Genomic DNA, 13,559 nt, shown 5'->3' on the forward strand with positions numbered 1-13,559 from the left:
CTATTTATGGACAATAAAACTTTGTATTTCATTTTCGTACGAGCTATTTTGCTAATTAAAGTGAAAAGTAGTGTGTCTACTTTTGGAAAGGTAGTGAAGGCAGTAGATGAAAAATAAATGGTTTATAAAGTGGCTTGGATATGTAAAGGTACGAATTGAAGGTAGAGGAGCGGAACGGTTCGTTAACGAATGTGTACGTAGAAAATTATTAGTTTGGGACGTTAAGAAGATTGCTGATGAAACGTTAGTTTTTTGTATGTTATTACGAGATGTGAAAAAAATCAAGCCGATTTATAGAAAAAATGAATGTAAATTATACTTTATTGGGCGTTACGGTTTTCCTTTTTTGAATAAGCGCTTAATTAAAAATAGTGGATTCTTAATTGGTTTTTTAATTTTCTTTTTTGGCATGATTGCATTATCAAATATGGTTTGGAAAATTGAAATTACAGGAGCGAAACCTGAAACAGAATATATATTAATGAAAGAATTGGACAAAATGGGTATTAAAAAAGGAAAATTACAATTCCAAATGCCTAGTGTAGAAGATGTACAACGTCATTTGACAGACAATATTAATGCGATTACTTGGGCAGGACTAGAAATAAGGGGAACGACGTACCACTTTAAAATTGTTGAAAAAAATGAGCCGAAAAAAGAAAAGGAACAAAGACCGCAAAATTTAGTGGCAAAAAAAGAAGCGATTGTTACAAAAACATTTGTTGAAGTAGGAAAACCAGTCGTTCTAAAAAATGATCATGTAGAAAAAGGGCAGCTTCTCGTATCGGGGGTATACGGTAATGAGGAGAGTCAGACGATTGTTTCGGCGAAAGGTATTGTATATGGTGAAACGTGGTATACATCTAATGTGAATGTGCCACTGAAGACACAATTTCAAGTATATACTGGTAATACGTATAATGAGCATTACCTTAAATTGGGGAGTACGAAAATAAAAATATGGGGATTTCAACATGATAAGTATAAACGCTCCCGTACGGAAAGTGTAAAGCATGATGTGAAATTATTTGGTTTTACACTACCGATTGCATACGAAAAGGATATAGTGCGAGAAGAGGAAGAAGCGAACCGGGAATATACAGAAAAACAGGCAATGAAAGTAGCAAAAGAGATGGCTGAAAAAGAACTAAAGAAAAAATTGGATGAACATGCTATGATTGTAAGTGATAAGATTTTGAGTAAAGAGGTTGAGGCGGATCAACTAAAAGTCACATTGCATTATACTGTGATTGAAAATATTGCAGAGCCACAACCAATATCCGAATCCGATATTCAAGGAGACTGAGTAATGGCAGAACAATTAGTAGAAATGAACCAACAATTGGAAAATACTAACGAAGCAATCGCTCTTTTTGGAGTCAATGATGCTCATTTAAAAGTAATTGAACGGGAACTGAATGTATCGATTGTAACTAGAGGTGAAACTGTTCATGCATCTGGAGCAGTTGAAACTGTGACACTCGTAGAAAAAATCTTACAGCAATTACTTGTTGTTATTCGAAAAGGTGTGTCAATTACAGAAAGAGATGTTGCGTATGCAATTCAGCTCGCACAACAAGGGAAAATTGCTCAATTTGAAGAGTTATATGAAGAAGAAATCTTTAAAACGACAAAAGGTAAATCCATTCGTGTAAAAACAATGGGGCAAAGAAGATACATTCATACAATGAAGAAGAATGACATTGTATTTGGAATTGGACCTGCTGGGACTGGGAAAACATACTTAGCTGTAGTAATGGCTGTGAGAGCTTTAAAGCAAGGGTATGTAAAGAAAATTATTTTAACGAGACCGGCTGTAGAAGCAGGCGAAAGTTTAGGTTTTTTACCAGGGGATTTGAAAGAGAAGGTAGATCCGTATTTACGTCCGTTGTATGATGCTCTGCACGATATTCTTGGACAAGAATATACGCAGCGTATGATGGAGAGAGGTGTAATTGAAATCGCGCCTCTTGCTTATATGAGAGGGCGTACGCTCGATGATTCATTTGTTATTTTAGATGAAGCGCAAAATACAACGGGTGCACAAATAAAAATGTTTTTAACAAGATTAGGTTTTAGTTCTAAAATGGTTATTACGGGAGATCCTTCACAAGTAGATTTACCAAAAGGGGTAAAATCAGGGCTTTCGCTAGCTTCTAACATTTTATCTGGTGTATCAGGTCTTTCGTTCATTACATTAGAACAAACGGACGTTGTGAGGCATCCACTGGTGCAACGTATTATTGAGGCATATGATAAAATGGAATGATCCTATTTGTCAGGGTCATTTCTTTTTGTATTAAGGTTGGCGAACGGCATATTTTTTACTATCATAAAAGATAAGAGAAATAAACTATAGGTACTGGTGTATAAAAATGTTACCTAAAAGTATCGTTAGCTAGAAGAAATGAAAGCTATAAATAGTTTCACTTTATTTCTGGAGAGGAGAAGGTATTGAAATCATGTTAAGATCTCAAGAAATTTCTAAGTGGTTTCGTAATTTACAACATTCGAAAAAACTAAGTTGGATTTCTTACGTTTTATTAGGAGCAGTGCTGTTTTTTGCACTTATGAATAATGTGAAACCAGAGCAATTAGATGTTGATATGTATTCTATTGCGAAAAAAACAATTCACTCTCCTATTAAAATTGAAGATAAGGTTATAACGGACAGAAAAAAACAAGAGGCCGCTCAAAAAGTCGGGGATCAATATACATATAGAAGTGAATATAAACAAAATAGAGTAGATATTGTAAATGATGTTTTTGCCAAGGTAAATGAAGTAATTCAGGAGATGAAAGCTGCTGGACCTGAAGAGCAAAAAAAGATGACCGATGCTAATAAATTAGAAAAGTTGAAGAAGAAGTTGCCATCTAATTTAACAAAGGAATTATCTGATGAGATTTTACTGTACTTTATTAATTCAGAACCGGATCAACTAGAATTAGCAAAGAACGCGGCTTTAACGTCTGTTAGTGTTATTATGGGTGGAAATATTAAAATGTCCGAAGAAATAGCAGCAAAAGAGCGATTTGTTAATGAAATGAAAAGCCTTAATGTGAATAGCGGATTGAAGGAAGCTGTTAATGCGCTAGGATCATATGCGATTACAGCAAATTATTTTTATGATCCGGTTGTAACGAAAGAGAAGAAGAAAGCGGAAGAGGATTTAGTCCCACCTGTTTATATTCTTCAAGGACAAGTTATTGTTAGAGAAGGCGAAACAATTTCAAGTGATATGTATAATCAGTTGAAATTAGTCGGTTTATTAGAGAAAGGTAATAGTTTTCAACCTTATGTTGGATTAGCGGTGCTCATTGGTGTGTTATTATACTTTATGCATAAGCAGTTTGAAGTATTTTTACAGCGGAAAAGAGAAGATAGACCGTATATTTTAGCGTATATTACAATTTTGTCTATCACGATTGTTTTAATGAAAATTATTAGTTTGTTTCAAAAGCTTGAATATGCAGGAATTGCGTATGTTGTCCCGGTTGCGATGGGAACAATACTTGTAAAACTAATGATTGGCGATCGATTTGTATTTTTAACAAGTATGATTTTTTCTGTGTGCGGAAGTATTATGTTTAATGAAGGGGTAACAAGTACACTGAATTATAGTGTAGGTATTTATGTGTTATTAAGTTCATTATCAGTGAGTATTTTCTTAAGAGAAAAAAATCGTCGTACGATGATTTTGCAAGCTGGTATACTTGTTTCTATCTTAAATGTAGTCGTCTTGGCGGCGTTATTATTATTACGTAATGGGAATTTTTCACCTCTTGAAATTGGTACGCAATTATTAATGGCTTCACTTTCAGGGATTATCTCTTCCGTTTTAGCCATGGGGATATTACCTTATTTAGAAAGTGGACTTGGAATTGTGTCAAGCATGAAGCTTATGGAACTATCAAGTCCGAATCATCCGCTTTTGCGTAGAATTTTGTTAGAAGCACCAGGAACATATCATCATAGTGTAATGGTAGCGAATCTTTCTGAAGCGGCTTGTGAAGCAGTTGGAGCAAATGGTGTATTAGCACGTGTAGGGGCATATTATCATGATGTAGGAAAAACAGTACAACCGCAATTCTTTATTGAAAACCAGATGGGAATTGAAAACCCACATGATAAATTAGATCCTGTGACGAGTAAAGAGATTATCATTGCTCATGTAACTGATGGAGTAAGGATGCTCGAAGAATACCATATTCCGCAAGAAATTATTGATATTGCTGGACAACATCACGGTACAACGCTCCTTAAATATTTTTATTATAAGGCGATTAAAGAAGATAAAGAAAAATATACAGAAGAGATGTTCCGTTATCCGGGATCAAAAGCAACTTCTAAAGAATCGGCAATCGTTGGTATCGCTGATAGTGTTGAGGCGGCGGTACGTTCTATGAATCACCCAACACCAGATCAAATTAATAATTTAGTACAAAGTATTATTAAAGATCGCCTGCAAGATGGGCAATTTAGTGAATGTGATTTGACATTTAAGGAACTACAAATCGTTGGAAGAACGTTATGTGAAACGTTAAATGGTATTTTCCATTCGCGTATTACATATCCGGAACCACCGGAAGAGAAGGAGAAAGAATGAGTTTATTAATTGATTTCATTGATGAAACAGAAGAAGTGAAAGAAGAATATGTGAATTTAATTCGTGAAATATTAGGAAAAGCAGCTCAAATGGAAAAAATAGAGGATGGTGCGGAGTTATCAGTGACATTTGTAGATAACGAACGCATTCGCGAGATTAATCGTGATTACCGAGATAAGGATCAGCCTACTGATGTCATTTCCTTTGCTATGGAAGAAATGGGAGAAGGGGAAATGGAAATTGTAGGTGTAGAGATGCCGCGTATGTTAGGTGACCTTATTATTTCTATTCCGAGAGCGAAAGAACAAGCTGAAGAGTATGGACATTCTTTTGATCGTGAACTTGGCTTTTTAGCGTTACATGGCTTTTTACATTTACTTGGTTATGACCACATGACAGAAGAGGATGAAAAAGAAATGTTTGGAAGACAGAAAGAAATTTTAGATGCATTTGGATTAGGGCGATGAAAAAAGGAAAACTTATAGATAGTTTTGGGTATGCTATAGCAGGTGTATTCTTTTGCCTTCGTCATGAACGAAATATGAAAATTCATTATTTAGCCGCAGTCATTGTTATATGCTGCGGCTTTTATTTCCATATTACGAAAGTAGAGTGGATGGTATTACTTATTGTAATAGGAATTGTAATGAGTTTAGAGATGGTAAATACAGCTGTGGAAAAAACCGTAGATTTAGCGACTACCGATATACATCCGTTTGCGAAAATTGCAAAGGATGTCGCAGCGGGAGCAGTTTTATTGTTTGCTATAATAGCTGTTATAATTGGTGCTATTATCTTTTTACCGTATGTGGTATAGTTGCATTCCAAAGTTTTTATTAAGCTTTGGAAGTGCCGTAAAGGCCTTTAATAAGAGAGTGTATCTATTCACAGCTGTGAACAGGAAGGATGCGGGAATATGAATAGTAAACAATTAATTCAAGAAGCAATCGAAGCGCGTAAACAAGCGTACGTACCATATTCTAAATTTCAAGTAGGTGCAGCATTATTAACACAGGATGGAAAAGTGTATCGTGGATGTAATGTTGAGAATGCATCATATGGCCTATGTAACTGTGCAGAAAGAACAGCTTTATTTAAGGCGGTTTCTGAAGGAGATAAAGAGTTTGTAGCTATCGCGATTGTGGCGGATACAAAGCGTCCAGTACCTCCTTGTGGAGCATGTCGACAAGTTATGGTAGAATTATGTAAACAGGATACGAAAGTATACCTGTCAAATTTACATGGTGACGTTCAAGAGACAACGGTCGGAGAATTGTTACCAGGAGCATTTTTAGCGGAGGATTTACATGAATAGAAAAGGTTATAAATCAGGTTTTGTCTCTATTATTGGCAGACCGAATGTTGGGAAATCTACATTTTTAAATCGTATTATCGGCCAAAAAATTGCTATTATGAGTGACAAGCCACAAACAACTCGTAATAAAATTCAAGGCGTATATACAGAAAATGATTCACAAGTAATTTTCATTGATACACCAGGAATACATAAACCTAAACATAAACTAGGTGACTTCATGGTGAAGATGGCTCAAACGACATTAAAAGAAGTTGATATCGTTCTGTTTATGGTCAATGCAGTCGAAGGATTTGGTCGTGGTGAGGAATTCATCATTGAGAAGTTAAAAGAAACGAAGCAACCAGTATTTTTAGTCATTAATAAAATTGACCAACTTCATCCAGAACAATTATTAGAGTTAATTGATCAATATCGCAAACTACATGAATTTGCAGAGATTGTACCGATTTCTGCATTAGATGGTAATAATGTGGACGCTTTAATTGGAACGATTAAAAAGTATTTACCAGAAGGACCACAATACTATCCAGATAATCAAGTAACGGACCATCCGGAGAGATTTATTATTGCAGAGCTTATTCGTGAGAAAGTACTACATTTAACACGTGAAGAAGTGCCGCATTCTGTGGCTGTTGTTATCGATGCAATTCAAAAACGCGAAGGCGGGGCAGTTTATATCAATGCAACGATTGTTGTTGAACGTCCATCGCAAAAAGGGATTATTATCGGTAAACAAGGGAAGATGTTAAAAGAAGTTGGTAAGAGAGCTCGTTTTGATATTGAAGCATTACTTGGTTCTAAAGTATTTTTAGAAGTATGGGTAAAAGTGCAAAAAGATTGGCGCAATAAAATGTCTCAGCTTCGTGACCTTGGTTTCCGCGAAGACGAGTACTAAAATAGAGTAAAGCTGTAATCAGCGGATGTTTTGTTCATCCGCTGATTATTGGTTTTATGAGTTTTGATAAATTAGGAAAAATTTTTCTCACATGAAAATGGACAAAATGGGTCAATTTAATAACAACAAAGGAAATTGGTTTATAGGCTACGCTTATTGAGAAAGGTGGATTCTTATGCTAGATTTTACCTGGAAGTTTTTCTCCAAAACAGGAAGCATTGAAACGTATTTGCTTTTGAAAGAAATGGAAAAAGACGTAAACGATGAGATGGATCAACATGAAGAGGAGCTAGCGCATCTAGACTCTCCAATTTCTTGACCCGTTTTGTTCAAACCTTGGATGGTGACGAACATGTTTCAAAAAGTTGAGGGCATCGTTATCCGTACGACAGATTACGGAGAAACGAACAAGATTGTTACAATATTCTCAAGAGAACTTGGTAAGGTAAGTGCAATGGCAAGAGGAGCGAAAAAACCGAAAAGCCGGTTAGCATCTGTTTCGCAACTTATGACACATGGTCATTTCCTTATACAAATGGGATCTGGACTTGGAACTTTGCAACAAGGCGAGATTATTTCAACTATGAAAGAAATTCGCGAGGATATATTTTTAACTGCTTATGCATCATTTATTGTTGAGTTAACTGATAAAGCAACAGAAGATAAAAAACATAATCCATATTTATTTGAAATGTTATATCAAACGTTGCATTACATGTGTGAGGGTGTTGATTCAGAAGTATTATCATTAATTTATCAAACGAAAATGCTTCCGGTATTAGGGATGCGCCCGTACTTTGATACATGTGCGATTTGTCATCAAGAAACAGATTTTGTCGCCTTCTCTGTCCGGGAAGGCGGTTTTCTGTGCTCGCGTCATGCTGAGCAAGATCAGTATCGTATACCAGTGGGGGAAGCCGTTCATAAATTATTACGTCTTTTCTACCACTTCGATTTACATAGACTTGGCAATGTATCAGTGAAGGATAGCACAAAAAAACAAATGCGTTTAGTGTTGAATACATATTATGATGAATATTGCGGGATTTATTTGAAATCAAGACGTTTCTTAGAACAACTTGATAAGTTTCAAATATAATTTGGGGCCGTATATGGTCCTTTTTACATCCTATCTTTTTCGAATAGCATATTTAGTATATAATATTTAAGAGATAGTATAACTTTTTTCGTTGTGCATTAAAGGTGGTGATTATCATAGAGCTGAATAAACGGCAGGAACATATCATTCAGATTGTAAAAGATCACGGTCCTATTACAGGGGAGTCAATTGCTGCGCAATTGGGATTAACACGTGCAACGCTAAGGCCAGACTTAGCAATTTTAACGATGGCTGGTTATTTAGAAGCGCGCCCACGCGTAGGTTATTTTTATACGGGAAAAACTGGGGGACAGCTATTATCTGAAGCTGTTAAGAAAATTAAAGTACAAGATTATCAATCTAGACCAGTTGTAATTGATAAAAATGTATCAGTATACGATGCAATTTGTACGATGTTTTTAGAGGATGTAGGTACATTATTCGTTGTAGATCAATCGACTCTATTAGTTGGTGTTGTATCTCGTAAAGATTTATTACGAGCTAGCTTAGGAAAGCAGGATTTAACCTCTCTTCCGGTTAATATTATCATGACAAGGATGCCAAACATTGCGATGTGTCGTAGAGAAGATTCTTTATATGATATTGCGATGGAATTAATAGAAAGACAGATTGATGCGATGCCAGTTGTAAAAGATACGAAACAAGGTTTAGAAGTGATTGGACGAATTACAAAAACAAATATTACACGTGCGTTTGTAAACTTAGTAAATAACGAATAAGTGTAATTTGTTTAAAGTGAGGTAATGTAATGGATAATAAAATCGTATATGTCGTATCTGACTCTGTCGGAGAAACGGCTGATTTGGTTGTTCGAGCAGCAATGGGGCAATTCCCATTTGCTCCTGATATTAGACGTGTGCCGTATGTAGAAGATACAGGGACATTAAAAGAAGTGATTTCGATTGCTAAGAGCAATCAAGCGCTTATTTGTTTTACGTTAGTAAAACCTGACATGCGTCAGTATTTAGTAACAGAGGCTGCAAAAGAAGGCGTAGAGGCATATGATATTATCGGGCCTCTAATCGATCAAATTGAAGAAATTACAGGGCAAGTACCGAGATATGAGCCGGGTGTTGTTCGTAGATTAGATGAAGAATATTTCAAAAAGATTGAAGCGATTGAGTTTGCTGTAAAGTATGATGATGGTAGAGATGCGCGCGGTATTTTAAAAGCGGATATCGTGTTGATTGGGATTTCGCGTACATCAAAAACACCACTTTCTCAATATTTAGCGCATAACAAACGTTTGAAAGTTGCCAATGTACCACTTGTACCAGAAGTGGATCCACCTGAGGAATTATATCAAGTGGCAAAAGAAAAATGTTTCGGTTTGAAAATTACGCCAGATAAGTTGAATCATATTCGAAAAGAGCGATTGAAATCACTTGGACTAAGTGACGGTGCAACATATGCCAATATTAATCGTATTAAAGAAGAAATTGATCACTTTGAGAATGTAGTTGGTAAAATAAATTGTCAAGTAATTGATGTATCGAATAAGGCGATTGAAGAAACAGCTAACATTATTGTGAATGCAGTGCAAAACCAAAAAATGTTTTAGCACATTTACCAAAGGTGAATGTGCTTTTTTCGCTCGTGAGAAACACAATGCTTGCTGATTTCGTAATAGATTATACCGGAGTGGTTATACTTATATTCTTCTGTCCTTTTATTATGTTAAAGGTAGGGTTTCGTTATCCTGAAATAGAGGATGAAAAAATAAAGGGATATGTAGCGTAGCTGAAGAAAATATATTATAATAAAAAATTGTGATAAAAACCTATATTTTACGTTTAGACTTTAATTTTTCAGAATAAACTAGGGATAGGATTTACGAAAAGACATGTAATTACGTTAAATCGACAAAATCTATACAAGAAAACGCACATTATGGAAGGATTCGCAGAAGGGATGTAGAATACAGAAATATGCAAAACATCAATATGGTATTAGTTGATGCAGATGCATATCCTGTGAAGGCTGAAAATTGTGCAAGTTGGAACGAAATTTCATGTCGAAATTTTGTTTGTCACATCGTATGCTCATCGTTTAAGGAAACAGCAAGGGAAATTGGATCTATGTAGATGCTGAATGAGCTAAAGTTGATTTCTTTATATGTATCAACATGCAAAAGAAACAGATCTCGTGATCACATAGGATATGATACTTGCTAGTCTTCTTGTAAAAAAGTGCATATGTATTGTCTCCAGGAGGTACATTTGTAACAGATGAGTAAATGGATACAATTTTATATAGTAGGTACGTGTCTGCGAAGTTACGCAGAAAAGGGTCTGCAAAATCGTTTGATAACGTAATCGACAACACTTTCTAATAAGTTTAGAAAAAATATTGTCGAATTATAAAGGAATTTTTTAATTTATATCGAATACAAAATACGACACGGAGATGGAGTTATGGGGAACAGAATTCCCGAAGAAGTTGTTGAACAGATTCGGGCGTCATCCGACATAGTAGAAGTGATTGGTGAATACGTTCAACTTAGAAAACAGGGGCGTAACTATTTCGGCCTTTGTCCATTTCATGGTGAGAATTCTCCTTCATTCTCTGTTTCATCTGATAAGCAAATTTTTCATTGCTTCGGATGTGGAGAAGGTGGAAATGTATTTTCCTTTCTAATGAAAATGGAAGGACTGGCTTTTACCGAGGCTGTTCAAAAGCTAGGTGAAAGAAATGGAATTGCGGTTGCAGAGTATACATCAGGGCAAGGACAACAAGAAGACATATCTGATGACACTGTCATCATGCAACAAGCTCATGAACTTTTGAAAAAGTATTATCATCATTTATTAGTAAATACAGAAGAAGGAAACGAAGCACTTTCGTATTTGTTAAAACGTGGTATTACAAAAGAGATGATTGAGAAGTTTGAAATTGGTTATGCGTCACCTGCTTGGGATGCAGCAACAAAAATTTTGCAAAAAAGAGGTTTATCGCTGTCTAGTATGGAACAAGCTGGTCTTCTCATAAGAAGCGAGAAGGATGGTAGTCATTATGATCGCTTCCGTGGAAGGGTCATGTTTCCAATCTATACGTTGCAAGGTAAAGTGATAGCATTTAGTGGAAGGGCATTAGGAGATGACACTCCGAAATATTTAAATAGCCCTGAAACACCGATTTTTCACAAAAGTAAATTGTTGTATAACTTCCACCAAGCGAGGCCGTTTATTAGAAAACGTGGGCAAGTGGTCCTTTTGGAAGGATATGCTGACGTACTAGCTGCGGTAAAAAGTGGTGTGGAAGAAGCTGTTGCGACAATGGGAACAGCTTTAACTGAAGAACAAGCAAAACTTCTGCGACGTAACGTTGAAACTGTTGTTCTTTGCTATGATGGTGATAAAGCAGGGCGAGAAGCGACGATGAAAGCAGGGCAATTATTGTTGCAAGTTGGTTGCCAAGTGAAAGTTACATCCTTGCCAGATAAGCTTGATCCTGATGAATATGTGCAACAATATGGGACAACTGCTTTTGAAAATCTTGTGAAATCAAGTATAAGTTTTGTTGGTTTTAAAATAAATTATTTGCGTTTAGGGAAAAATTTGCAAGATGAGTCTGGCAAAGAAGAGTATGTGAAAAGTGTTTTAAAAGAGTTATCGTTGTTACAGGATGCGATGCAGGCAGAATCATATTTGAAGTCATTATCGCAAGAATTTTCGTATTCAATGGAAACACTTTTGAATCAATTGCACCAATATCGCAAAGAACAAAAGGTACAGCAAAAACAAGTAAAGCAGGTTTCTAAGCCGTCTCAAATTGTTCAAACAAAACCGAAGTTAACAGGTTTTGAAAGGGCAGAAAGAGAAATTATTTACCATATGTTGCAAAGTCCAGAAGTGGCTGTTCGTATGGAATCCCACATAGAAGATTTTCATACAGAAGAACATAAAGGGATTTTATATGAACTATACGCATATTATGAAAAGGGAAATGAACCTTCAGTCGGAACATTTTTAAGTTGGCTCTCTGATGAAAAGTTGAAAAATATTATCACTGATATTTCGACGGATGAATTTATTAATCCAGAATACACAGAAGAAGTGCTAGAAGGCCATTTGGAGACGCTTAGACGTCATCAAGAAAAACTTGAAAAGATGGAAATCATCTTTAAGGTAAAACAGATGGAAAAAACGGATCCTGTAGAGGCTGCTAAATATTATGTAGCATATTTACAAAATCAAAAAGCGAGAAAATAGCTTTTTTGAGAAGTTTTTAGTATAATGAATGTTTGTATCTCGCGTAAGGAGGGGAACAGATGGCTGATAAACCAGCTCGTTCTAAACAAATTGAAACTGAAATGACCCTTGAGCAGGTGAAAGAACAACTCACTGAGCTCGGAAAAAAACGTGGCGTTCTTACATATGAAGAGATTGCAGAACGCATGAATGGATTTGAAATTGAATCCGATCAAATGGATGAATACTATGAATATTTAGGTGAACAAGGGATTGACTTAGTTGGCGACAATGACAACGACGAAGGCCCTAATAATCGCCAAATAGCAAAATCGGAAGAAGAATTCGACCTCAATGATTTAAGTGTACCACCTGGGGTTAAAATCAACGATCCTGTTCGTATGTATTTAAAAGAAATTGGTCGTGTAGATTTACTATCTGCAGAAGAAGAAATTCGACTTGCAACGCGTATTGAAGAAGGCGATGAAGAAGCGAAGCGTCGTCTTGCAGAAGCAAACTTACGTCTTGTAGTAAGTATTGCAAAGCGCTACGTGGGCCGTGGTATGCTTTTCTTAGACTTAATCCAAGAAGGGAATATGGGTCTAATTAAAGCGGTTGAAAAGTTCGATTATCGTAAAGGTTTCAAATTTAGTACGTATGCAACTTGGTGGATTCGCCAAGCAATTACACGTGCGATTGCAGACCAAGCAAGAACAATTCGTATCCCAGTTCATATGGTTGAAACAATTAATAAGTTAATTCGTGTACAACGTCAGTTATTACAAGATTTAGGACGTGAACCATCTCCTGAAGAGATTGGTGAAGAAATGGATCTTGCTCCAGAAAAAGTACGTGAAATCTTAAAAATTGCACAGGAGCCAGTTTCCCTTGAAACACCGATTGGTGAAGAAGATGACTCCCATTTAGGTGATTTTATTGAAGACCAAGAAGCAACATCGCCTGCGGACCATGCAGCGTATGAATTGCTAAAAGAACAATTAGAAGATGTGTTAGATACACTAACAGATCGTGAAGAAAATGTTCTACGTCTTCGTTTTGGTTTAGATGATGGACGAACTCGTACGCTTGAAGAAGTTGGGAAAGTATTCGGCGTAACAAGAGAACGTATCCGTCAAATTGAAGCAAAAGCACTTCGTAAACTAAGACATCCAAGCCGTAGTAAGCGTCTTAAGGATTTCTTAGAATAGGCTACCTTTAAGTTTACTTCACCTTTGTGAAGTAAACTTTTTTGTTTTGTTAATTTTTGTTAAACTTTATCTGTCGGCAACGATTACAATTTCTTGTAATTTATTTTACAGAATTGTCTTTTGATTTGCAAATGCTCATTTTTCGATTTTTCGATTAATTTTGTTTATTCTATACAAAAATATATGTAGAAAAGTGAAAAATATGATGAGAAACGTTAATA

13 protein-coding genes are annotated in these 13,559 nt (G+C 35.9%); all 13 read left to right on the top strand.

Annotated features, from left to right (window positions below; translation table 11 throughout):
* The first annotated feature begins 106 nt into the window (after nt 1–106).
* The 13 genes from yqfD to rpoD all read left to right on the top strand — a co-directional run bounded on the left by yqfD (nt 107) and on the right by rpoD (nt 13,338).
* Complete coding sequence (gene yqfD, locus ACYVEC_RS25960; protein ID WP_063222926.1) at nt 107–1,306, top strand: sporulation protein YqfD; 1,200 nt, start codon at nt 107–109, stop codon at nt 1,304–1,306.
* A 3-nt stretch (nt 1,307–1,309) separates the two neighbouring features.
* On the top strand, nt 1,310–2,269 hold the full coding sequence (locus ACYVEC_RS25965; protein WP_063222927.1) for a PhoH family protein: 960 nt from the start codon (nt 1,310–1,312) through the stop codon (nt 2,267–2,269).
* Between the two features lie 193 nt (nt 2,270–2,462).
* Nucleotides 2,463–4,607, top strand: coding sequence for an HD family phosphohydrolase (locus tag ACYVEC_RS25970; protein WP_063222928.1), 2,145 nt, complete (start codon nt 2,463–2,465; stop codon nt 4,605–4,607).
* Entirely contained in the window at nt 4,604–5,074 is a 471-nt protein-coding gene (gene ybeY, locus ACYVEC_RS25975) for an rRNA maturation RNase YbeY (protein ID WP_063222929.1), read from the top strand. Before ACYVEC_RS25970 ends, ybeY begins: the two co-directional genes overlap by 4 nt.
* A complete protein-coding gene (locus tag ACYVEC_RS25980; RefSeq protein ID WP_060632302.1) occupies nt 5,071–5,424 on the top strand; it encodes a diacylglycerol kinase family protein in 354 nt (117 codons plus the stop codon). Before ybeY ends, ACYVEC_RS25980 begins: the two co-directional genes overlap by 4 nt.
* A 99-nt stretch (nt 5,425–5,523) precedes the next feature.
* Nucleotides 5,524–5,922 carry a cytidine deaminase gene (locus ACYVEC_RS25985; protein ID WP_001086294.1) on the top strand — a complete coding sequence of 133 codons (399 nt, stop codon included), beginning with the start codon at nt 5,524–5,526 and terminating at the stop codon, nt 5,920–5,922.
* On the top strand, nt 5,915–6,820 hold the full coding sequence (gene era, locus ACYVEC_RS25990) for a GTPase Era (RefSeq protein WP_048531222.1): 906 nt from the start codon (nt 5,915–5,917) through the stop codon (nt 6,818–6,820). The genes ACYVEC_RS25985 and era overlap by 8 nt, the downstream gene beginning before the upstream one ends.
* A gap of 175 nt (nt 6,821–6,995) precedes the next feature.
* On the top strand, nt 6,996–7,139 hold the full coding sequence (locus ACYVEC_RS25995) for a YqzL family protein (RefSeq protein ID WP_000883924.1): 144 nt from the start codon (nt 6,996–6,998) through the stop codon (nt 7,137–7,139).
* 33 nt (nt 7,140–7,172) lie between these two features.
* Complete coding sequence (recO, locus tag ACYVEC_RS26000; RefSeq protein ID WP_063222930.1) at nt 7,173–7,919, top strand: DNA repair protein RecO; 747 nt, start codon at nt 7,173–7,175, stop codon at nt 7,917–7,919.
* A gap of 107 nt (nt 7,920–8,026) precedes the next feature.
* A complete protein-coding gene (locus ACYVEC_RS26005; RefSeq protein ID WP_000583758.1) occupies nt 8,027–8,659 on the top strand; it encodes a helix-turn-helix transcriptional regulator in 633 nt (210 codons plus the stop codon).
* Nucleotides 8,660–8,688: 29 nt separating this feature from the next.
* Nucleotides 8,689–9,501 (top strand): pyruvate, water dikinase regulatory protein, encoded by an 813-nt coding sequence (locus ACYVEC_RS26010; RefSeq protein WP_060632300.1) that lies wholly within the window; start codon nt 8,689–8,691, stop codon nt 9,499–9,501.
* 853 nt (nt 9,502–10,354) lie between these two features.
* Nucleotides 10,355–12,151 (top strand): DNA primase, encoded by a 1,797-nt coding sequence (dnaG, locus tag ACYVEC_RS26015; RefSeq protein WP_063222931.1) that lies wholly within the window; start codon nt 10,355–10,357, stop codon nt 12,149–12,151.
* A 59-nt stretch (nt 12,152–12,210) separates the two neighbouring features.
* Nucleotides 12,211–13,338 (top strand): RNA polymerase sigma factor RpoD, encoded by a 1,128-nt coding sequence (rpoD, locus tag ACYVEC_RS26020; protein ID WP_000764060.1) that lies wholly within the window; start codon nt 12,211–12,213, stop codon nt 13,336–13,338.
* The last annotated feature ends 221 nt before the right edge of the window (nt 13,339–13,559 follow it).

This window comes from Bacillus sp. MN7755, assembly GCF_054771475.1.

Coding starts and splice junctions, on each gene's coding strand:
- dnaG (WP_063222931.1), top strand. CDS start 10,355: ATGGGGAACAGAATTCCCGAAGAAGTTGTTGAACAGATTCGGGCGTCA.
- yqfD (WP_063222926.1), top strand. CDS start 107: ATGAAAAATAAATGGTTTATAAAGTGGCTTGGATATGTAAAGGTACGA.
- rpoD (WP_000764060.1), top strand. CDS start 12,211: ATGGCTGATAAACCAGCTCGTTCTAAACAAATTGAAACTGAAATGACC.
- era (WP_048531222.1), top strand. CDS start 5,915: ATGAATAGAAAAGGTTATAAATCAGGTTTTGTCTCTATTATTGGCAGA.
- ACYVEC_RS26010 (WP_060632300.1), top strand. CDS start 8,689: ATGGATAATAAAATCGTATATGTCGTATCTGACTCTGTCGGAGAAACG.
- ACYVEC_RS25965 (WP_063222927.1), top strand. CDS start 1,310: ATGGCAGAACAATTAGTAGAAATGAACCAACAATTGGAAAATACTAAC.
- ACYVEC_RS25985 (WP_001086294.1), top strand. CDS start 5,524: ATGAATAGTAAACAATTAATTCAAGAAGCAATCGAAGCGCGTAAACAA.
- ACYVEC_RS25980 (WP_060632302.1), top strand. CDS start 5,071: ATGAAAAAAGGAAAACTTATAGATAGTTTTGGGTATGCTATAGCAGGT.
- ybeY (WP_063222929.1), top strand. CDS start 4,604: ATGAGTTTATTAATTGATTTCATTGATGAAACAGAAGAAGTGAAAGAA.
- ACYVEC_RS25995 (WP_000883924.1), top strand. CDS start 6,996: ATGCTAGATTTTACCTGGAAGTTTTTCTCCAAAACAGGAAGCATTGAA.
- ACYVEC_RS25970 (WP_063222928.1), top strand. CDS start 2,463: ATGTTAAGATCTCAAGAAATTTCTAAGTGGTTTCGTAATTTACAACAT.
- recO (WP_063222930.1), top strand. CDS start 7,173: ATGTTTCAAAAAGTTGAGGGCATCGTTATCCGTACGACAGATTACGGA.